This window comes from Sinomicrobium endophyticum (assembly GCF_052983315.1).
On the sequence record NZ_JBRKIS010000030.1, the window covers coordinates 25362 to 47116 of the forward strand.

Sequence of the window (21755 nt, forward strand, 5' to 3'; positions counted from 1 at the left end):
AGGAAGAAATCCTTTATAAACCGCATTGTTATGAGGTATTTCACGATTTTTTTGTGGACCACTATGTTCATCGCTTGCAAAAGCGAGAAGGGAGAAGGTGTGGAAAATGCAGACCTGATTGTGGTCAATGCCAAGGTGGCCATTATGGACAAGGAGCGAACCTTTAAGGAGGCCATAGCCATCAGGGATGGTAAGGTCATTGCGTCAGGTACCACCCAGGAAATCCTGAATTGGCAAAATGGAAAGACCATCGCCATCGATGCCAAGGGCAGGACGCTGATTCCCGGGCTGAACGATTCACATCTGCATTTGACCAGGGGAGGACGTTTCTATAATGCCGAACTGCGTTGGGATGGAGTAAAATCCTTGAAACGGGCCCTAGAAATGCTCAAGGAACAGGCAGAAAGAACCCCGGATGGGCAATGGGTCCGCGTTATTGGGGGATGGAGCCCCTTTCAATTTGAAGAAAAGCGCTTTCCCACGCCCGAGGAGATCAATGAGGCCACGGGGAATGTCCCAACCTTGGTGCTTTTCCTCTATAGTAGGGCATGGTTGAACCAAGCCGGTCTTGATGCCTTGGGCATTGATGAAAACACCAAGGCTCCGGAAGGCAGTAGTTTTGAAAAAGGCCCGGACGGTACCTTGACCGGTGTATTGTTGGCGGAACCCAACCCAACAATACTTTATGCACGAATCGGGGCCTTGCCTCCTTTGTCCAATGATGAAATGGTCAACTCCACAAAGCAGTTCTACAGGGAATTGAACAGCTTCGGAATCACCAGTGGTATTGATGCCGGTGGTGGTGGGCATAAATTCCCTAAAGATTATACGGGCACCAAGCTCTTGGCCGACACCGGTGAAATGCCCATCCGACTCTCCTATTACCTCTTTCCACAAAATAAAGGAGAAGAATATGCGGAATTTCAAGAGTGGATGGCCAATAACAAAGTGGGACATAATGGAGAGATCCATCTGGATCACGGCTATGAACTGGAAGGGGGAGGGGAGTTCCTGGCCTGGAGCGCCGGTGACTTTGAAAATTTTTTGGCCCCCCAACCTTTGTTGGAAGACAGGCCAACATGGAGGGAGGACCTCAAAAAAGTTATTCGGCTTCATGTGGACAATGGGTGGCCCTTCAGAATTCATGCCACCTATGGGGAGACGATTGCCCATATGTTGGATGTCATAGAGGAGGTCAATCAGGAAACCTATGGAAAGCTCGCTTCCAAAAGATGGCTGTTCGACCATGCGGAAACTGTTCAGGAAAACGAGTTGCAACGGATCAAGGCCTTAAACGGGGGAATTGCCATCCAAGCGCGTATGGCCTATGCGGGGGAATTTTTTGTGGAGCGCTATGGTGAAGAAAAGGCAAAGCAGGCCCCACCCGTCCGGAAAATGATGGATATGGGCCTTCCCGTTGGCGCTGGGACCGACGGAACCCGGGTGGCCAGCTATAATCCTTGGCCCGCACTGTACTGGTTGATCACCGGAAAAACGGTAGGGGATTATCAATTGGCCGAATCGGCCAACCGACTGACCAGGGAAGAGGCGTTGCATCTCTATACAAAGGGAAGTGCCTGGATCTCCGACGAGGAAATGGTCAAGGGAACTTTGGAAAATGGGATGTATGCGGATTTCACCCTATTGTCCGATGATTTCTTCACCGTACCGGAAAAAGAGATCAACACGCTAAAATCGCTGTTGACCGTCGTTGGGGGCAAGGTAGTGTATGCCGATGGCATGTATAAAGCCCTTGATCCAACGTTGCCTGAAGTGGTACCAAACTGGTCGCCAGTGAAACACTACGGGGGTTATCAAGGTAAATAATTGAACATAAAATGTAAACAACAAATCTTATGAGTAAAAAGGAAAGGACCCACTGGAAAATTGATGTGGCACATGCGGAAATCAGCTTTAAAGTGAAGCATATGATGATTTCCACGGTAACAGGCCATTTTGAAGAGTTCGATGCAACCATAGAGACCGACAATGATACGTTTCTTGATGCGGATTTCGATTTCTCGGCCAAATCAGTGTCCATCAATACCAAAAACAAGGACCGGGACAATCATTTGAAATCGAACGATTTCTTTAATGTCAAGGAATATCCTGAAATAACCTTTAAGTCCAAATCCTTTGATGGGAACAGGTTGACGGGCGACTTGACGATCAGGGACGTCACCAAGGAAATTGTATTGCAAGTGGATTTCAACGGAATAGCTGTGGATCCTTACGGCCAGACCAAGGCAGGTTTCGAAATGACGGGGGAAGTCAACAGAAAGGATTTTAACCTCAACTGGAGCACTGTGACCGAAACCGGTAGCATTGTAGTGAGTGATTCGGTGAAATTGAACATCGACCTGCAGTTTATCAAAGTATAGCGTACAACTGATTTTTGATAATGGTGTAGTGGATATGCAAGTTGACCAAATGTTGTAATTGCTATGAGAGTACTGAAAACCATGATGTCATTAGTTGCCCTTTGGATAGTTATATCTGATACCCTGGCACAGGAGAAGAGCACCTACCGTTTTGCCTTGTTGCGACAAGACGATAGTGTTCCTGTGGTAAAAGATCGAAAGGGAATGTCATGGTACCGTTCTTTGAAACATCCGTACCTATCGGAGAAAAATCAGTTGACCCTTGGAGGAAGTTGGAGAGGTCAAGCAGAGTCCTTTGTCAATGAGGAATTCAGTACGGAGGGACGTCAGGACAACATATGGTACCTGAACAGATTCCTGTTCCATGCCCATCTCAAACTTGGTGATCGGTTCGAAACCTTTGCTGAATTGGGGAGTAGTTGGACCTATGGGAAAAACAGTCTTAGTCCGGTCGATAAGGATGCCCTTTACGTGAACCAATTGTTTGTAGCCTACAAAATCTCCTCTCTCTGGACCCTGGAAGTGGGGAGATACAATTTACGGTTGGGCTCCGGAAGATTGGTGGATATACGGGAAGGTCCAAACGTGAGAAGGTCATTTGATTTGGCAGGATTTCGGTATCGCACAAAAGGCTTTGAGGCCCAAGCATTTTTCTCCATTCCGGTGACCCCGGAACCGGGAGCGTTTGATAACGATCTTGGAACCTTTGACGAAACGTTTTCCGGTCTGTATACCACGGCCCGCTTTTCTGATGTCACCCATTTGGATGCCTACGTCCTTTATCAGAAAGAGAATGGGGCCACGTATCAGAGTGGGACGGACAATGAGCGAAGGGTATCGCTTGGGATTAGGCATTTTGGCACCTTTAAGGGACTTACCTATAACAATGAGGTAGTATATCAATTGGGCTCCTTTGGAAAACAGGATATCTCTGCTTGGACCTTGTCCCTTCAAGTCGAAGGCCAGCTGACAGTACCGGGGAAGGCATTTGGAGTGGGAATTAAAACAGAGGCCATCAGTGGAGACAAAAATGAAGCTGACAGCAAACTGAACACCTTTGATGCCCTATATCCAAGAGGTGCCTATTTTGGGAGGGTGGCACGTTTCGGTCCATCCAATTTAATCGATGTGCACCCCTATGTGAACACAAGGTTCAAAAAGGTTAGCGTTGAAATCGATTATGCGGCCTTTTGGCGCTTTTCCCTGAAAGACGGGGTGTATGGGGCCGCTATGACCTTGGATTATCCGAGTCTGAACGATGAAAGGTTCATCGCCAATCAAATGGGCTTCATTGCAGGATATCGGTTCAACCATGCCATCGGTGTGGAACTGGAAGGCAACGTGATTTTTCCAGGACCTTTTTTACAAGAAAATAATTTGGATGACACATTGTACCATGTTGTGTTGACCACCGAAATTAAGTTTTAAAATAGCAAAATATGGATATACAGATAATTGAATCTGAAAGCAAAGGGATGGCATTGGCAAAAGAAAATGACAAACAGGTGGGATCTATGACCTATTCCATTGCCGGACCCGAATTGATCATCATAGACCATACCGATGTTGATCCGGCTCACAACGGCAAAGGGGTGGGCAAACAGATGCTCTACAAAATTGTGGAGATGGCCAGGCGGAAGAATATAAAGATCATCCCCTTGTGTCCTTTTGCGGCATCAATGTTCAGAAAAATAGAAGAAATCAAGGACGTGTTAAAATAATGAATACAATGGAAAATATCAAAGAGTATCAAAAGGATGGTTTGACTGTAATCTGGAAGCCCAAAAAATGCATTCACTCGGGGATCTGTGTCAAAACCTTGCCCATAGTCTATGACCCCAAGGCAAAACCATGGATAAAACCAGAAAATGCCTCGACAGAGGCCCTAAAAAATCAAATCAATAATTGTCCTTCCGGAGCGTTGAGCTTCCGGGAGTCCTAAAAACAAATATCATGGAACACCACATTCTGCTGAACATCTGTGCCATTTTTGGCGTGGCCACGGCTGTGGTCATTATATGCAGGTTCCTTAAGATCCGATATATCATCGGGTACTTGATCACCGGAATACTGCTCAGTCCCAATACCTCCAGCTACTTCGCCAATATGGACGAGGTTGATGTGTATGCCGAGATCGGGGTAATCCTGCTGTTGTTTACCATTGGACTTGAATTCTCATTCGATAAACTCAAAAAGATCAAGAACTATGTGTTGGGTGGGGGAAGTGCACAAGTATTCTTTACCATCCTGCTTACTGCGGCACTTATATGGTTGACCATGAGGCCCAGTTGGGAGGAAAGTATTTTTTGGGGGTTTCTCTATGCCTTGAGCAGTACCGCCATTGTCATCAAAACATTGCAGGACTCCAATAAAATAGTGACGCCCCATGGGAAATTCATTTTGGCGGTCCTGCTGTTCCAGGACATCATGATCGTGCCCTTAATGTTGATGACCCCAATAATCGCGGGGGTCGGAGGGAATTCGTTTGCCGCTTTTGGATGGCTATTGGCCAAATTAGTATTGATGGGTGGAATTGCCTATGCACTGGCCCGTTTTGTGATTCCCTATTTCCTAAAAAACGTTATGAAGATTCAGAGTCAGGAAGTGTTCTTGATTGCCTTGATCTTTATCGTTACGGGTATTGCACTACTTACGGAGCAATTGGGTCTCTCGCTCGCATTGGGCGCATTTATCGCAGGCTTGATCATAGCGGAAACCGATTATGACCATATGGCAATCACCTGTTTTTTGCCCTTTCGGTATGTGTTCATGAGTTTCTTTTTCATCTCGATGGGAATGTTGCTCAACTATGAAATATTCCTGACCGATTTAGGATGGATCGTATTTTGGACCTTGTTTGCCTTTGCCGTAAAGGCAGTAGCCGGAATCTTAGCGGTAAAAGTATTGGGACTGGAATGGAAAACGGCCCTTGCTGTTGGATTTTCAATCGCACAGATCGGTGAGTTTTCCTTTGTCCTTGCACAGAGTGGATTACAATATGATTTGATCAGTCCCAACAACTACCAGATATTTTTGGCGGTGTCCATCATCCTGATGTCCGTGACTCCGTTTATCGTCACCAATGCGGAAAAAATCCATCCCACAATCAAAAAAATGATCACTAAAAATGGATAGACCAAAATTGCAATTGTACGGCACCGATTGGTGCCCCAAATCAGCTGCCATTCGCAATTATTTGCAAGGCAAATGGATAGCTTTTGAAGATTTTAACGTGGAGACCGATGCTGTGGCAGAACTTAAAATAAGGTCACTGTATGATGGGACCCTCAAGTTTCCCACGGTAATGGCTGGGAATGATTTTATCAAAAATCCAAGTGTACCGGAACTCAATGCATTTTTGAGGAAACACCACATTGATAGCTGATTTTAAGAAAACAACAAATTAACAATAAAATGCAATAGCATGATGACCGACCCTAGATTTCCCATATTGACACAGAAACAGATCAATACCCTTAAGGAATATGGTGACATCATCAGCTTTGAAAAAGAAACAGTGCTTTTTCAGGTTGGTGATAGGGACTATGATTTTTACATCGTTCTGGAGGGTGAAATCGCCATGAAAGATTCCCATGATCAAAATAAAGTGCTCGTAACCCACGGGATCAATGAATTTACCGGGGATAACAGTATGCTGTCCAGTAGAAGGATACCTTTTAGCGCCCATGCTTCACAGGGCGCTTCCGTATTGCGTATTAAGCCGGACATCCTGAAGGAAATCATATCCAAACACAGCGGGATCGGGGAAGTGCTTTTAAGTGCATTTCTCCTAAGGCAGGAAGTCATGCTAAAGGAGTTTGTCGGGGGTATCAAGGTGATTGGGTCCGAAAAGTCCAAAGCCACTTATGCACTGCGTGATTTTATGGAGAAGAACCATATCTGGCATTCATTTCTCAATATCGATGAGTCCGAGGAAGCAAAAGAACTATTGGATAGTTTTAAACTTGATGCGAGGGACCTTCCCATACTCATCAATATGTCCGGTGAGCTATATAAAAATCCCAGCCTTGCCGAACTGGCAAGATTGACCGGGGTACTGATGGATTTCGGTGACGACATCTATGATGTATTGGTGGTCGGGGCGGGACCATCTGGACTGGCGGCGAGTGTCTATGCCGCTTCAGAGGGATTGTCCGTTGTGACCATTGATGGCAATGCCCCAGGAGGACAGGCTGGAAAAAGTTCGAAAATTGAAAATTACCTTGGATTTCCCACAGGGATTTCTGGAAACGATCTTGCCAATAAGGCCTATCTCCAGGCACAGAAATTTGGTTGTAACATATCCATTCCACATAAAGCAGAGCAAGTGGAGCACAATGGGGATTACTTTACATTGACCGCATCCAACAACAAGAAGATCAAGGCAAGATCGATAATTGCTGCCACCGGGGCGGAATATAGAAGGTTGCCCATCGAGAACATCGAGAAGTTTGAGGGCAGCGGCGTTTTCTACTCCGCTACCGGTATGAATGCATCGGCCTGTAAAAATGAATTGGTCGGCGTAGTGGGCGGCGGAAATTCAGCAGGTCAGGCAGCTTTGTTTTTGGCTGACCATGCCGCTGAGGTACATGTGATCATCCGTGGCGATGACCTGGGCTCCAAAATGAGCGATTACCTGGTGCAACGAATTTATTCTTCACCCAATATCATCGTCCATAAAAACAGCAATGTGGTCCAACTCAACGGAGCGCACCATTTACAATCCTTGATACTGGAATCAGAAGGGAAACCCCAGACCATAGGAATATCCAACTTGTTCACCTTCATTGGCGCAAGACCCTGTAGCGAATGGTTGCACCAGATCGTGTCCATGGACGAAAAAGGTTTCATTTATACCGGACCCGATGTTTTGGAGGCTGCCATGATCAAATGTTTCATATTCGATCAACGCAAACCACAGTCATTGGAAGCCAGTATACCGGGGTTCTTTGCGGTCGGCGATGTCAGGAAAGGTTCCGTGAAAAGGGTTGCCTCGGCAGTGGGTGAAGGTTCCATGGCCATAAGCCAGATCCATCAATATTTGGCCGAACTCAAAGTGAATGCCTAGAAAAAATATCATGGAAGACACAAAAGAACATTGTGGGCATTTGGACAGGGAAGATTTCAAGACGACCCATATAAAGGTATGTGAAGCATGTGTGAAGACCGGGGGCAAATGGAACCATTTGCGACTCTGCCAAACCTGTGGTGCCGTATTGTGTTGTAACGCTTCCCCAAACCAACACGCCCAAAAGCATTTTGAGGAAACCGGTCACCCCGTGGTCACTTCGATTTTGCCCAAGCCTTGGTCCAGGTTTGCCTGGTGCTATGTGGACCAGATCAAGAGACCCTTAAAACAGAACAATTGAATATTATGATAAACCAAAAATAGAAACACTATGAAACAGATCAAATTAGCAGGGGCAACATTTTTTTTCTTATTAACCATTTTAAACAACAACATTATGTCACAAACAGTTCAGGGGGAAATGGACCCCAACATTTCAAAGGATACCCGTGCATTTTTGGCGGTACTGAACAGTGGTGATGGGCCACCATTAGAAGAACTATCCCCTAAAGATGCCCGTCAGGTGCTTGTGGATGCACAAAAATCGGTATCCTATGACTACAGCGATATTGAAGAATCGGAACGACAAATAACCCAGGATGGCCAGACCATTACCCTCCATATCGTAAAGCCCAAAGGAGCAAAGGGCAAGCTGCCCGTGTTCATGTTCTTCCATGGTGGGGGATGGGTATTGGGAGATTATCCCACGCACAAACGACTGGTAAGGGATTTAGTAGTGAGAAGTGGCGCTGTGGCCGTCTTTCCGGATTACACCCCAACCCCGGATGCTCAGTTTCCTGTAGCCATCAACCAGGCCTATGCAGCCACTACTTGGGTGGCTGAGAACGGTAATGAAATCGGTGTGGATGGTTCCAGACTGGCGGTTGCCGGGAACAGTGTAGGCGGAAACATGTCCACCGTGGTGGCCTTGATGGCCAAGGAGAAAAATGGCCCCAAACTGGCCTTTCAACTCTTGCTTTGGCCGCTCGTGGATTCCGACACAAGCCGTCCGTCCTACAAGAAATATGCCCAGGGCAGGTTCTTGACCACCCCGATCATGGAGTGGATGTGGGATATGTACATTCCCAATCCTAAGGATCGGAAGCAAAAGTATGTCTCTCCGGTAAATGCCACTCTGGAAGAGTTAAAAGGATTGCCACCGGCTCTGATACAGGTCGCCGAAAATGATATCCTCTACGATGAAGGCGTTGCATATGGGCGAAAGCTCGATGAAGCGGGAGTTCCCACCACGATCACCGTCTACAAAGGGATGATACACGACTATGGGATGTTGAACCCATTGTCCCACATCCCAGGGGTACAGGAAGCCTTGACACAAGCTTCGGCGCTATTGCATGAAGCCTTATTCAGCAATTAGAATAATACATTGAATTCATGACAGTGCCACCTTTAATGTCACTGTCATTTACTGAAAAATAACAATGACCACGATGGACACAGTTCTGTGCAGGAAATCATAGGGTCACTTCAAATCCTTTTATCCAAACAAAGAGTTTTATTGGATAAATCAGCAGAAATAAACGATGCGGGCACCAATGCTTTGATGAACGATTATATCAGTGAACAGGAAAAGCTGATTTGGATGTATTCCGCTTATCTCAAATGAATAAATAGATAGTACTTATCCAATAACATGCTTTATGAAACCTGAATATAAAAATATAGCACTTTTCAAGAACGAGGAAAGAAGACGTTTTGAAATAGAAATAGGGGGTCGATATGCATTCACCAATTATGGGGAATTCGGCAATCAAATTGCCTTGGTCCATACAGAGACCGACCCGGAGTTGTCAGGGCAGGGAGCGGCCAGCGCACTTATCGAGAAGACCTTGCGGTATTTGGAAGATAAGCAGCTTCAATTGCTACCCTTCTGTCCGTTTGTATTTGCCTATATACAAAGACACCCGGAGTGGAAGCGTATTGTGAGCAAAAAATTTAAGGGCTATGACAAACTTTAGCCAAAATAATAACCATATCTGAAATAGGATGAAAACAAGCTTTGCTACTATAGGAAAACAAAAATATAAAACTGAAATCCAAGCTGGAAACCATATCGTCATAGCCGATGAACCGGAAGAGTTGGGCGGGGGAAATTTGGGGTTTACACCCACAGAACTCCTTGAATCCTCCTTGGCGGCCTGTACGGCGATGACCCTGCGAATGTATGCGGACAGGAAAGGATGGGATTTGGAAAAGGTGGAGATCAAGGTAGGTTTCAAAAGGAACATGGCCACAGGTGAGGTGACCTTTATGAAAGAAATCCAACTGTTTGGAAACCTTCAAAGTGAAGCGCGTGAGCGATTATTGGAGATGGGGTCAAAATGTCCGATAGAAAAAATGATTACCGGAAATATTACGGTAGAATCTTATTTGAAATAAAAATTAAGAAATAATCTGGTCGCAATGGAAATCAAGACACAAATCATAATAAATGCCACACTTGATAAAGTTTGGACGGTCTTGATGGACTTTGAAAACTCCCCCAATTGGAATTCTTTTATTACAAGCATTACGGGAGAACCAAAGGTTGGCGGTCAAATCACAGTAAGCATCGTATCACCAGAAGGTAAGCATATGACATTTAAACCAGCAGTACTGGCCTTTGAACATAATAAAGAATTTCGTTGGATAGGAAAGTTATGGTTCAAAGGTGTATTCGACGGAGAACATAAGTTTGAACTCATGGACAACGGTAACGGTACTACTATTTTTAACCATAGCCAAACCTTTAAAGGGATGTTGGTAGGGTTATTCAGAAAACAACTTAAGGATAATACCAAGACAGGCTTTGAGTGGATGAACGTAGAGTTGAAGAATCGAGTGGAAAGCAATTTGGATTTATAAATATAAAAGCGAACCGATTATGAAAAATTTAAAACCGCATTACCTGTTACTGTTGATGTTCGCTCTCGGATGTCAAGAGAATTCAACTGTAGAGAAGCAAATAATAATAAAAAAAGAAAATAAAATGGAACAAATTAAATATAAAGCACTAGAAGTTAATGGAGTGAATGTTGCCTATCGAGAGGCTGGAAACCCTGAAAACCCTACAATTGTATTGCTGCATGGATATCCATCCTCTTCACATCAATATAGAAAAGTATTGACCCAACTTTCTGATGAATATCATTTAATAGCTCCGGATTATCCCGGATTCGGGAATAGCGACTTTCCGTCACCGGACACATATGAATACACTTTTGACAACATTGCAGAAACGATGGATACGTTTTTACAGTTAAAGGGCCTGGATTCATTCGCCATAATGATGCAGGATTATGGTGCTCCGATCGGATTTAGAATTGCTACGGCACATCCGGAAAACATCACAGCGATCATTACACAAAATGGAAACGCCTATGAGGAAGGTATTGGAGAAATATGGAAAGGGATCAAAGCCCTTTGGGCGGATAGGAACGATAGTACCGAAAAGGCATTATTACCTGCTTTTACATTGGAAGGTTTAAGATGGGACTATACCCACGGAACCCGCAATCCTGAAAATGTGAATCCTGATACCTGGCATTTGGATTATTTGAGAATGAGCCGTCCCAATGCCCATAAAGTCAATTTGGATCTATGGTACGACTATCAAAATAACTTGAAACTATATCCAAAATGGCAAAAGTACCTTAGGGACAATCAACCACCGTTATTGGTTGTTTGGGGGAAAAATGACGAATACTTTCCTGAAAGTGGAGCTGAAGCATTTAAAAAAGATGTGAGAAACATTGACTATAATATTTATGATACAGGACATTTTGCTTTGGAAGAAGATGGAACTGAAATCATAAATAAAATCAGAACCTTTATGGGAGGTGTGGTAAATAAATAGCATAACTCATATTGACATTCCTATTAATCAACACAATAACTGCGATTTATTCGCTCAATATAAATCAAGAAAAATGGAAAAACGTGTAATCAACCCTTGGACCTGGCAAAATGAGCGCAGTTACAATCAAGCGGTCGAAGTAAAGAATGTAACTGGAACTTTATATATATCCGGTCAAACTGCTATTAACGATGAAGGTATATCCAGCACCGCGGATATGAAAACCCAATTGGAATTAGCTATTAAGAACCTGGAAAAAGTAATTTCTGAGGCTGGGTATGAATGCCGAAATATCGTAAGGCTTAACATTTATACAACTTCAACAAAAGAACTTTGGCCACACTTTAACATACTTCAAAATTGGGTAGAAAAGAATGAAATAAAACAGGCGCTAACATTACTTGAAGTTGTAAGCCTTTTTGAAACCTTAACCGTTGAACTCGAAGTAACTGTAGTGAAATAAGCTGATAAATCACATGATGTTGTGAAGAAGGAGGGCTGTAAAACTCTTTACAGTTTACCTCTTTAATTGTTGATTGAATTTTGAGGTTCTTTTAATTGGGCAATAATTGAATTAAAATAAAAAACCGGATATAATCATGAAAAGAGATTTTGATACGTTGAGCCAGGCAATGAATGTACTGAGAGATGAGGGTTATGTAGAAGATTTTAACCTAAAACAGAATTGCCTTGAGTGCCGCAATGGCGAATACAAAGTATTCCATGATGAATTTAAAATAGATGAATACTACCGTTTTGAAGGTATGAGTGACCCTGGGGACTCCAGTATTCTATATGCTATTTCATCGGATAAATACAAGCTAAAAGGACAATTGGTCAATGGTTATGGTATTTATTCAGAAAGTATTACGGATGAAATGTTGGACAAACTCAAAGTTTGATCCCTTTCATATTTCAGGGATTTTGTGCATTGAACATCACATATGCTTGTCCATTGGAAACCCTGGGCTGTTATTTAATGTTTGGGGCAGTGATACTGCAACTTGTGGAAGTGTTTGGAACACACAGAAGCTTAATTAGTGAAACGAAAAATAGAATAAAATTGGATTTAAACGGAACCAGTACGGTAGTATCAGGAATTCGAAGGGCAACCGTGTTGCGCTTTAGGGAGGATGTGTTGAAGGGATTGTTTTCTTCACCAAAACAATTGTACCCCAAATATTTTTATGATAAAAAAGGGTCGGCATTGTTCAGGGAAATCATGGGGTTGCCTGAGTATTACCTGACCGATTGTGAACTGGACATATTCAAGAATAAAACCGGTGAACTGAGTAAGTTGGTCAACAAGGACGGTACCCCGTTCGACTTGATCGAACTAGGGGCAGGGGATGGGTTTAAATCAAAGTATTTGCTTCGGGAGCTTTACCTGGAAAATGCGAGATTTAACTATATGCCCATTGACATTTCTGACTCTATTCTTGATTTACTGGGCAGTTCATTACAAACGGAATTCCCCGAAGTGGAAGTACAAGGTTTTGAGGGCGAATACATGGAAATGTTGGCCGAGGCCTGTTCCTGCTCCAACAATCGAAAAGTCGTTCTTTTTTTAGGGGCCAATATCGGAAATATGGAACAGGATGAATGCAAGGACTTTTGTGGTCAATTGCAAAGCTTGCTCTCTCCGGGCGATATGGTGCTGATAGGGTTTGACCTGAAGAAAGATCCTAAACAGGTACTTCGGGCCTATGATGATGCAACAGGAGTGACATCCAAGTTTAATTTGAACCTTTTGGAACGGATCAATAGGGAACTTATGGCCGATTTTGTCCTGGGCCAATTTGAGCATTATCCTACGTATGATCCGATTAGTGGGGCATGCAGGAGTTTTTTGGTCAGTTTGCGGGAACAAGATGTTCATGTCGATGGACATACCATCCGATTTGATAAGCATGAAGTGATTTCTACAGAGATATCACAAAAGTACGACCTGACAGAAATCCAAAACCTAGCGGAACAGACCGGATTTGATACCGTCGGAATGATTCATGACTCCAAGGAGTGGTTTGTGGATGCTGTCTGGAAAATCAAGGAAGAAGTTTAAAGGTAAGCCCTATGAAAACATTGCCAAAAGAAAAAGAAAAGGATAAGGAACAACGAATATTGGACACCTATGTACGTGTTAGAAAGCATACCGAGACCATATGTTCCCCACTACAAACTGAGGATTATGTGGTGCAGCCCATAGATGATGTGAGTCCCCCCAAATGGCATTTGGGACATACGACATGGTTTTTTGAAACCTTTGTCCTGGTTCCCAACTTGGTCGGGTATAAGGTGTTTGACCCCAATTTTAACTTCGTGTTCAATAGCTACTATGAAACCGTAGGGGCACGGGTAATTAGAACGGATAGGGGAAACCTGAGCCGCCCTACGGTGTCCGAAATTTATCAGTACCGACAATACGTGGACAAGCATGTCGAACAACTGTTTGGGGGGGCGGGTATCGACAAAGAACTATGGGACATTTTGGAATTGGGGATTCATCACGAACAACAACACCAGGAACTGCTGTTTATGGACATCAAGTACATACTGGGGCATAATCCCCTGTTTCCGGCCTATTCCCAGGAAACGGTCCTTGATGAAATACAGGTTGTACGGGAAGAGCCGGTTGCTTTTTCCGAAGGGGCCTATTGGATAGGTCACAAAGGCAAGGGCTTTTGTTTTGACAATGAGAAGGGAAGACATTTGGTTTATCTGGATGCCTTCGAGATCGCTCCCCACCCCGTTAGCAATCGGGAGTATTTGGAATTTATTGAGGATGGAGGGTATTCCGATTTTAGATTTTGGCATGCAGCAGGATGGGAATGGGTGAACAAGAACCAAATCAAGGCACCACTGTACTGGCATTGGATGGATGGGCATTGGATGGAGTATGAACTCAAGGGCCTAAAGGAAATTGATGCCAAAGAAGCTGTTTGCCATATCAGCTATTATGAAGCTGCGGCTTTTGCGGCATGGAGAGGCAAAAGATTGCCAACCGAAATGGAATGGGAGGTGGCTTCCGAACTGATCAAGTGGGGCCATCGTTGGGAATGGACGGAAAGCGCCTATCTGCCCTACCCAAAATTCAAGAAAGCCAAAGGCGCCATAGGGGAATACAATGGGAAGTTCATGGTCGATCAAATGGTTTTGCGAGGAGCGTCCGTGGCAACCCCACAAGGCCATAGCCGCAAAACGTACCGGAATTTTTTCCAAACCGATCGACGATGGCAATTTTCCGGTGTGAGATTGGCGCAATAAATAGCCAAATAATAAGATTGCTGATTTGGTTTGTCCATTTTTAAGTCTGATTCTTGGAGGATACCCAGGAAAAGTTCGATATATGGAAAGAAGACTATAAACAGCTATTAACCGACCAGCTCCGTGGGAGAGATATCTCCCAACAAGTACATTGAAAACTATGAAAATAACCCGAATTCTCCAGATATGACCGATACTTAAATATGGGAGGAGATTTAGAATAAATAAAATTCGTCTGACCAATGGTCCGAGAAAAGGGCAGGTTACAGATGTCTATGAACGAGAGAAAGTAACAAGAATACTATCTGAAACATGGAAATTAAAATATTCAAATGAGTGCTTTTACCAAAATTGCGACCAAAGGTAAATTGACTTTGGGCCTTGTGTTTCCATTGGAAGCTTATAGTGGTTCCATTCCAACAATGAACAATCAAGAACAATTGGCCAAACGAGCAGAGGAACTTGGTTTTAAAGCTTTATGGTTTAGAGATGTTCCGTTCAACGACCCAAATTTTGGTGATGCCGGACAGTTGTATGACCCTTGGATTTATATGACTCATATAATGAATCACACAGCCGAAATTGCTTTAGGTTCCGCAAGTATCATTTTGCCATTGCGCCATCCTGTACACACGGTAAAATCAATGAACAGTCTTCAAGTACTTTCAAAGCAAAGACTGGTAATGGGTGTTGCTTCAGGAGATAGGCCTATTGAATATCCTGCGTTTAATCAACAGTTGGAACATAAATCAGAACTTTTTAGAGATAGTTTTCACTACATCAAGGCATTGCAGGAAGATTTCCCAAAATACACCTCAGAATTTTATGGCAACACCAATGGCGGAATTGATTTACTTCCAAAGTATCACAAAAAAACGCCAATGTTTGTGACCGGACATTCCGGACAATCCTTGGAATGGATCGCAAAACATTCAGATGGTTGGTTATATTATCCAAGAGATTTTAAAAAACTGCAACTAATGATGCAACTCTGGAAGGATGCGTTAAAAAATAACAAGGTCGATTGGAAACCGTTTATGCAATCCTTGTACGTTGATCTGACCACAGATCCAAAAACAAAACCAACACCTATCCATCTCGGATTTAAAACGGGAACGGAACATTTAAATGCCCATTTAAAAATATTGGAAATGTATGGTGTAAACCACGTGATGTTGAATTTAAAATATGCCTCACGACCAGCTGAGGAATTGATAGAGGAAATTGGTGAAAAAATAATTCCAAATTTTTCTTGACTTAATCACATTGCTTTGAAAAAATAGCTACTAGGGCTAGGGGAGTGCCGTTCGCTGTACTTGCTGAAGGGGCGCAAGCATATTTCCCAATATCGGATATGTTTCCACGTCCACGATGGCATCGGTCCCTTGTAATACAGGGTCGATCTTATCTTTTCGGTATTGTATAAGCCATAGTAAAATCTTTGTATGGTAGCATAATCCCACCATACAAAGATAAAAATACGGGAACGAATGTCCCGTTTTTACTTGCACCCAATATTCTGTTAGTCAGAATGATGTACTGTATGAAATTATTCTATCTGTGAGTTCGAACTAAATTTAGCCTCTTTAATTTAACATTTTATACCATGCTGTTCGTCAAGTATTGTTATTTCTTTGAAAACCTTACAAGATAGCTTAACAGGATTCGAACTTGGTTAAGTGATTGATTATCCGGTTAAAGGTTCAAACCTTGCAATTTCATTGCAGTTATTTTAGTTTTTATAAATGTTTTAGCTTTGTTGAATGTCAGATTTCCGAAGGAACTCACATTCGATAAGCAATTTAAGTTGTCATAGAGTATGGGAGACCAAATATTGTTATCCAGTTTTGAAGGGTCATTATTTTGGTGCTATATCGCCCAGGGTTTTTGTCCTTCTGCAAGGGACATGCAGGGAATATATCGCCCGGGAATCGGCTCATAGGCTCTGGCCTGTACCATTCCGATTTCAGAAGTGAAATAACCGCTAATGGTAAGGCTTCTGAAAATATCAAAATAGTGTTTTTCCTCTGAGTTTAGAGCTTCTTCCTGCAATCTTCCCAAAAATTCGAGTTTTTGATCAGGAGCCAATTGTTGAAAAGACCTGTTATATTGAGTTGCACATTTTTGGTCTAAATCGTTGAGGCCGTCAATGAACAGTTTCTTTTGTTCATCCCTGAAACAATCTTTTACCATAACGATCATATATTCCCCGATCCGGGTAGCTTTCGCCCCGGGAATGTCATCGGCAGCAGGGATAATTGTTTCTCCTATGTCATCGAGAAGAGAAAGTTCAACATCTTCAATGCTCACCCTGTTTTTTGGTACATATGAACAGGAATATAAAAGCCATGAAGGAATTAGTGTTATTCCTCCTAATAGGCCTGCATGGTGTAAAAAGGTTCTTCGTAACATTGCTATAAATTTCTTTTGTTTAATTCCCTTACGGCGAAATCTGCTGCACGGGCGGTCAGGGCCATATAAGTTAAAGAAGGGTTTTGACATCCGCTGGAAGTCATACAGGCCCCGTCGGTGACAAATACGTTCTCTGCCCCCCAAACCTGATTATTTTTGTTCAGTACGGAAGTTTTTCTGTCCCTGCCCATCCGGGCAGTTCCCATTTCGTGAATATTGAGCCCGAAATTCCGTCTTTCTTTCAGGTCCCGGATGTTCTTAAAATTGGCCTTGTCCAGCATTTCCATTGCGGACATGACCATATCTTTCTCCATAGCTTTTTCATTCTCCTTATATTCGGCATCCACTACGAGCAGGGGAATTTCCCACGCATCCTTTTTGTCCGGGTGCAGGGTAACACGATTTTCATGATAGGGAAGGCATTCGCCCATCCCAAGCATAGAAAACATCCAGGGACCGACACTGGTCATTTCTTTTTTCAATTCTTTTCCTATCAACGACTCTTGTTTGCCGCTTGCGGAAGGACGAAAGCCGCCGCAGGAATAGGCATATCCCCTTTTAAATCCGACTTGTTTATCTTCCTTAAAATTCCTGAACCGGGGCATATACGTACTGGTGGGTCTTCTGCCTGCGTAATACTTGTCTTTAAGGCCGTTGTATTCCCCGACTACCCGGGCATTATAGTTATGGTCCATCAAGTTATGTCCTAATTCTCCACTTTCATTTCCCAACCCGTCGGGGAAACGATCAGACCTGGAATTCATCAGAATGAGGGTGGAGTTTAGGGTGGAGGCATTTACAAATATTATTTTGGCAAAGTATTCGGTAGCTACTTTTGTGTCAGCATCTATGACTCTTACCCCGGTTGCTTTACCTTTTTCCCGGTCATAAATTATAGAATCTACCACGGCATGGGGTCTTATGGTAAGGTTCCCGGTTTTCTCTGCTGCCGGCAGGGTGGAGGAATTACTGCTGAAATAACCGCCGAAAGGACATCCTCTCCTGCATAGATTCCGGTATTGGCAGGGACCTCTCTCGTTGTGCCGTGTGGTAAGATTAGCAGTTCTCGAAATTACCAGGTGTCTGTCTTTGTAATTCGAGGAAAGGGTTTCCTTTACGTAAGTTTCCAGGCAGTTCATTTCCATAGGAGGCAGAAATTCCCCGTCAGGGATTTGCGGCAAGCCATCCCTGTTTCCACTGATCCCCGCAAATTTTTCAACATAACTGTACCAGGGAGCTATATCTTTGTATCGTATGGGCCAATCCACTCCTATCCCTTCTTTGGCATTAGCTTCAAAATCCAGATCACTCCAACGTTGGGTATGACGTGCCCATAGCAGGGATTTTCCTCCCACCTGGTATCCCCGTATCCAGTCGAAAGGTTTAGACTGCTCATAAGGATGTTCCCTGTCTTTTACAAAGAAATGTTCGGTATCTTCCGAATATGCATAACATCGGCTTGCTATCGGGTTTTCTTCGATCACTTTCAGAGGCAGCCTGTTTCTATGCGGAAATTCCCATAAATGCATGTGGGCGGTCGGATAATCCTTTATGTGCTCTACCATTCTCCCGCGTTCCAGGACCAGGGTCTTCAATCCCTTTTCACATAGTTCCTTGGCTGCCCAGCCCCCGCTTATACCGGAGCCTATGACTATGGCATCGTATGTGTTCTTGTCTTTACCTTTTTTATTGATGTACATTCTTGTTGGTTGATCTTTTGTTTGTATATGATTGAATAGTCTCAATTTTTCTTTTGTATAAGGTCCGTTAACACTTTTCCAAACCGGTGTCCTAACCCAATCTGCCCTTTGGAGGAATAGTGCAGCTCATCCTGATTTTTGTCAAGGCCCTCTGTAGAAATCATATAGGCATGTTCTACGTCTTTTTCTATTTTTTCCTGAGCTTCCCGCACCAATTTGGCCCCGGGATATCGTTCGATAACCGGGTTGATCCTGCCGTATAGTACCGGTAAATCCTGTTGATCCATATCCTTACGGATATTGTCGATCAACTTCCGGAAACCGGTATAGTAATCTTTTCCGGCCGCTGTGAATCTCGCGTCCGTCTCGCCCTGCATCCAGATCAGAGCCATCGGTTTGATCTTTTTTCCCTTGGTGAGCTGATAGGTATGGTGAACCAATGAATCATAGAGCTTGCCAAATTCCGGGGTTCCCATTGCAGCGACCTTTTCGGGATCATAATTCACGGCCCAATCATACAGGGAAGAACCACCAACAGCATATTTGATTAGTATGAATTCCTTGTCCGGAAAATATGCTGATAATTTATCGCAGATCCCTAATTCCGGCCCGAATGAACTATCGGAAGCAGGGGAGAGCCTGGAGCTTTTCCCAAAATTGTAATAGGTGATATGTTCATTTATCCCTTTATGATCGATCTCTTTTTTTTGTCCGGCACCCACCATATTGGATTGTCCTGCGAGAATGATGAGACCGACCGGTTCTTTTTTGTTTTTCTTTGTAACATCCTTTTCGTTATTCTTCCTGTTAGTATTATGGCACCCCGTTCCCAGAACCAGCAACAGTAAACATATACACAGACTATTGATTTTTATTGTCATAATAAAATTTCCGTTCTTAATTATCGATTAGTTTTTGTAAAAAGGCGGGGTAAGTCTCTCCCAGGGAAGTGCCTTGCCCTTTTACATGCTTTCCATAGGTTATGGAATCTCCGAAACACAGGATCTTAATGCCGTTTTCTATCAGGTTGTTTTGCATGAGATATTCGTAAATCCTTTCTGCTATAAAGTAATAGCCTTCAGCCGTAGGATGGACCCCGTCTTTTTCACCGCTATTCAACTCATTTTTTATGAATCGGTCCCGGTTATGCACAGGTATTTTCTTTTGGGAAAAAACGTGATACAGATCTATCATCCCGAAATCATAAACGTTTTTCAGTTTTTTCATAACGGAAGTAATACTGTCCAGTTTGCTGTTGGGATCCTGTTTGAACATTTCCGGATCGTGCCTTTGATACAAATAAATAGTGTCCACGGGAGGGGGGCTGACCAGGATACACCCTATTTTCCGTTCTTTGATCTCGTTCAATATGGTTCTGAGATTGTCTTCATATTCCTTGAAGGAGATCATCTTCGACGTATTGAGCATATCGTTGGTGCCTATCATTAAGAGGATCAGGTCCGGATGTTTTTCCCATACATCGGCATCTAAACGGGCAAGTAAATCCCCGGTGGTATTTCCGCACACTCCGGAATTGATCACGGAATGATTTTGTCCGTATGCCCGGATAAGGGATAAAATACTTATGCCCGTCAGGATAAGTATTTGGATTTTCTTTTTAAAAAATTCACACATAATCCATTTCAAATTCGGTTTTCCCTTTGAGTACATAAATCCGGAACAAAATTGTAACGCATAATGTAGCTATGGCCCCTCCTATATAGGAAATGTTGTTATCCAACTCAAAACCTTCAGGGGCTATCAGGATATAAGTGGTACAAACCATGGTCATAAACACCGCCGGGACTAGGCTTATCCAATAGAATTTTCCGGTGTAATACAGGTAGGCGGTTACGGTCCATAATACCACCACGGCGAGGGATTGGTTGCTCCAGGCAAAATATCTCCAGATTATGCCAAAATCTACTAAAGTCAGTAAAAATGCAATGATAAACAGCGGACTGCTTATATATAACCGTTTTTGTATGCTGTCCTGTTTCAGGGAAAAGGTGTCTGCTATGACTAGGCGTGCCGACCTGAAAGCGGTATCCCCCGAGGTAATCGGTGCTGCTACAATTCCGATAAGGGCCAGCACACCTCCTATATTTCCAAGCATTTTGGTGACAATCTCATTGGCTGCCCATGCAGCGTTATTATGGTTTGTTTCCATGGCTGTATTGAGCCCTTCCACGTTGCCTAAAAAGACCATTGCTGCCGCCGCCCAGATAAGAGCGACGATACCTTCGGTGATCATGGCTCCGAAAAAGATCCGTTTTCCCCGGGATTCATTGGTGATACACCTTGAGATCATCGGCGATTGAGTGGCGTGAAATCCTGAAACAGCGCCGCATGCAATAGTGACAAACAGTATAGGGAACATGGGGGTCTGTTGGGGATTCCCCGTCATATTGTGAAGGTTGGAGAAGGTGACTTCCGGAATGGCATACCGGCCCGACAATAAAGCGATCAACAGGCCGAAAGCCATAATAAGCATGGCCAGCCCGAAGATGGGATAGAGTTTCCCTATCAACTTGTCTATGGGGAGCAGGGTAGATAAAATATAATAAACGAGGATGATGGCTACCCATAGCCACTGATCTGCGAAATTTCCCGTGAGTTCATTTATAATTTTAGCAGGCCCGACCAGAAAAACAGTACCTACAAAGATCAGAAGGACTACCGTAAACAGCCGGATTACCTGTTTGGTGTGAGGCCCCAGATAAATTCCTACAACCTCGCTAATACTTAACCCGTTGTGTCTTAACGATAGCATTCCGGAAAAATAATCGTGTACGGCCCCGCCGAAAATACAACCCAGGACAATCCATAAAAATGCAGAAGGGCCGAACATTGCCCCGGAAATGGCTCCGAAGATCGGCCCCAGTCCGGCAATATTTAAAAACTGTATCAAAAAAGCCTTCCAGGTCGGCAAGGGAATAAAATCAACATTATCCCTTAGCCTGTAGGCAGGAGTAGAACGATCCGGGTCTACTTTAAAGATCTTTTCAACAAAACTTCCATAGAGAAAATAACCGGCTATAAGTACGCATATGGATATTATAAATGAAATCATG

Annotated in this window: 24 protein-coding genes; 19 read left to right on the forward strand and 5 right to left on the reverse strand. The window is 43.5% G+C overall.

Going from position 1 to position 21755, the window contains the following annotated elements; genetic code table 11:
• Positions 1-30: 30 nt before the first annotated feature.
• The 19 genes from ACVBDU_RS11990 (at position 31) to ACVBDU_RS12085 (ending at position 15825) form a co-directional block, all read left to right on the forward strand.
• Complete coding sequence (locus ACVBDU_RS11990) at positions 31-1827, forward strand: amidohydrolase (RefSeq protein WP_447179994.1); 1797 nt, start codon at positions 31-33, stop codon at positions 1825-1827.
• 29 nt (positions 1828-1856) lie between these two features.
• Positions 1857-2381 (forward strand): YceI family protein, encoded by a 525-nt coding sequence (locus tag ACVBDU_RS11995; RefSeq protein WP_447179995.1) that lies wholly within the window; start codon positions 1857-1859, stop codon positions 2379-2381.
• Positions 2382-2444: 63 nt separating this feature from the next.
• Positions 2445-3809, forward strand: coding sequence for an alginate export family protein (locus ACVBDU_RS12000; RefSeq protein WP_447179996.1), 1365 nt, complete (start codon positions 2445-2447; stop codon positions 3807-3809).
• Between the two features lie 11 nt (positions 3810-3820).
• Positions 3821-4102 carry a GNAT family N-acetyltransferase gene (locus ACVBDU_RS12005; RefSeq protein WP_447179997.1) on the forward strand — a complete coding sequence of 94 codons (282 nt, stop codon included), beginning with the start codon at positions 3821-3823 and terminating at the stop codon, positions 4100-4102.
• An 8-nt stretch (positions 4103-4110) separates the two neighbouring features.
• Positions 4111-4323: a (4Fe-4S)-binding protein gene (locus ACVBDU_RS12010; protein ID WP_447179998.1), complete on the forward strand. Its 213-nt coding sequence runs from the start codon at positions 4111-4113 to the stop codon at positions 4321-4323.
• A gap of 11 nt (positions 4324-4334) precedes the next feature.
• A complete protein-coding gene (locus ACVBDU_RS12015) occupies positions 4335-5516 on the forward strand; it encodes a cation:proton antiporter (RefSeq protein ID WP_447179999.1) in 1182 nt (393 codons plus the stop codon).
• Entirely contained in the window at positions 5509-5766 is a 258-nt protein-coding gene (locus ACVBDU_RS12020) for a glutaredoxin family protein (protein ID WP_447180000.1), read from the forward strand. Before ACVBDU_RS12015 ends, ACVBDU_RS12020 begins: the two co-directional genes overlap by 8 nt.
• Before the next feature lie 39 nt (positions 5767-5805).
• Entirely contained in the window at positions 5806-7449 is a 1644-nt protein-coding gene (locus ACVBDU_RS12025) for an FAD-dependent oxidoreductase (protein ID WP_447180001.1), read from the forward strand.
• A gap of 10 nt (positions 7450-7459) precedes the next feature.
• Complete coding sequence (locus ACVBDU_RS12030; RefSeq protein ID WP_447180002.1) at positions 7460-7750, forward strand: UBP-type zinc finger domain-containing protein; 291 nt, start codon at positions 7460-7462, stop codon at positions 7748-7750.
• A 96-nt stretch (positions 7751-7846) separates the two neighbouring features.
• Positions 7847-8827 (forward strand): alpha/beta hydrolase, encoded by a 981-nt coding sequence (locus ACVBDU_RS12035; RefSeq protein WP_447180003.1) that lies wholly within the window; start codon positions 7847-7849, stop codon positions 8825-8827.
• Positions 8828-9110: 283 nt separating this feature from the next.
• On the forward strand, positions 9111-9428 hold the full coding sequence (locus tag ACVBDU_RS12045) for a GNAT family N-acetyltransferase (RefSeq protein ID WP_447180004.1): 318 nt from the start codon (positions 9111-9113) through the stop codon (positions 9426-9428).
• Between the two features lie 28 nt (positions 9429-9456).
• Positions 9457-9849, forward strand: a complete 393-nt coding sequence (locus tag ACVBDU_RS12050) for an OsmC family protein (protein WP_447180005.1) — start codon at positions 9457-9459, stop codon at positions 9847-9849.
• 24 nt (positions 9850-9873) lie between these two features.
• Entirely contained in the window at positions 9874-10314 is a 441-nt protein-coding gene (locus ACVBDU_RS12055; RefSeq protein WP_447180006.1) for an SRPBCC family protein, read from the forward strand.
• A gap of 19 nt (positions 10315-10333) precedes the next feature.
• Complete coding sequence (locus ACVBDU_RS12060) at positions 10334-11305, forward strand: alpha/beta fold hydrolase (RefSeq protein WP_447180007.1); 972 nt, start codon at positions 10334-10336, stop codon at positions 11303-11305.
• Positions 11306-11378: 73 nt separating this feature from the next.
• Positions 11379-11768 carry a RidA family protein gene (locus ACVBDU_RS12065; protein WP_447180008.1) on the forward strand — a complete coding sequence of 130 codons (390 nt, stop codon included), beginning with the start codon at positions 11379-11381 and terminating at the stop codon, positions 11766-11768.
• Between the two features lie 136 nt (positions 11769-11904).
• Positions 11905-12207, forward strand: coding sequence for a phosphoribosylpyrophosphate synthetase (locus ACVBDU_RS12070; protein WP_447180009.1), 303 nt, complete (start codon positions 11905-11907; stop codon positions 12205-12207).
• Positions 12208-12368: 161 nt separating this feature from the next.
• A complete protein-coding gene (gene egtD, locus ACVBDU_RS12075; RefSeq protein WP_447180010.1) occupies positions 12369-13367 on the forward strand; it encodes an L-histidine N(alpha)-methyltransferase in 999 nt (332 codons plus the stop codon).
• An 11-nt stretch (positions 13368-13378) separates the two neighbouring features.
• On the forward strand, positions 13379-14569 hold the full coding sequence (egtB, locus tag ACVBDU_RS12080; protein ID WP_447180011.1) for an ergothioneine biosynthesis protein EgtB: 1191 nt from the start codon (positions 13379-13381) through the stop codon (positions 14567-14569).
• Between the two features lie 332 nt (positions 14570-14901).
• Entirely contained in the window at positions 14902-15825 is a 924-nt protein-coding gene (locus ACVBDU_RS12085; protein ID WP_447180012.1) for an LLM class oxidoreductase, read from the forward strand.
• Between the two features lie 613 nt (positions 15826-16438).
• Here the strand turns inward: ACVBDU_RS12085 and ACVBDU_RS12090 are convergent.
• The 5 genes from ACVBDU_RS12090 to ACVBDU_RS12110 all read right to left on the reverse strand — a co-directional run bounded on the left by ACVBDU_RS12090 (position 16439) and on the right by ACVBDU_RS12110 (position 21754).
• On the reverse strand, positions 16439-16879 hold the full coding sequence (locus ACVBDU_RS12090; protein ID WP_447180013.1) for a gluconate 2-dehydrogenase subunit 3 family protein: 441 nt from the start codon (positions 16877-16879) through the stop codon (positions 16439-16441).
• Positions 16880-16983: 104 nt separating this feature from the next.
• Positions 16984-18681, reverse strand: a complete 1698-nt coding sequence (locus ACVBDU_RS12095) for a GMC oxidoreductase (protein WP_447180014.1) — start codon at positions 18679-18681, stop codon at positions 16984-16986.
• A gap of 41 nt (positions 18682-18722) precedes the next feature.
• Positions 18723-19562, reverse strand: a complete 840-nt coding sequence (locus ACVBDU_RS12100; protein WP_447180015.1) for a sialate O-acetylesterase — start codon at positions 19560-19562, stop codon at positions 18723-18725.
• 16 nt (positions 19563-19578) lie between these two features.
• Positions 19579-20316 carry an SGNH/GDSL hydrolase family protein gene (locus ACVBDU_RS12105; protein ID WP_447180016.1) on the reverse strand — a complete coding sequence of 246 codons (738 nt, stop codon included), beginning with the start codon at positions 20314-20316 and terminating at the stop codon, positions 19579-19581.
• Complete coding sequence (locus tag ACVBDU_RS12110) at positions 20309-21754, reverse strand: carbon starvation CstA family protein (protein ID WP_447180017.1); 1446 nt, start codon at positions 21752-21754, stop codon at positions 20309-20311. The genes ACVBDU_RS12105 and ACVBDU_RS12110 overlap by 8 nt, the downstream gene beginning before the upstream one ends.
• Between the last annotated feature and the right edge of the window lies 1 nt (position 21755).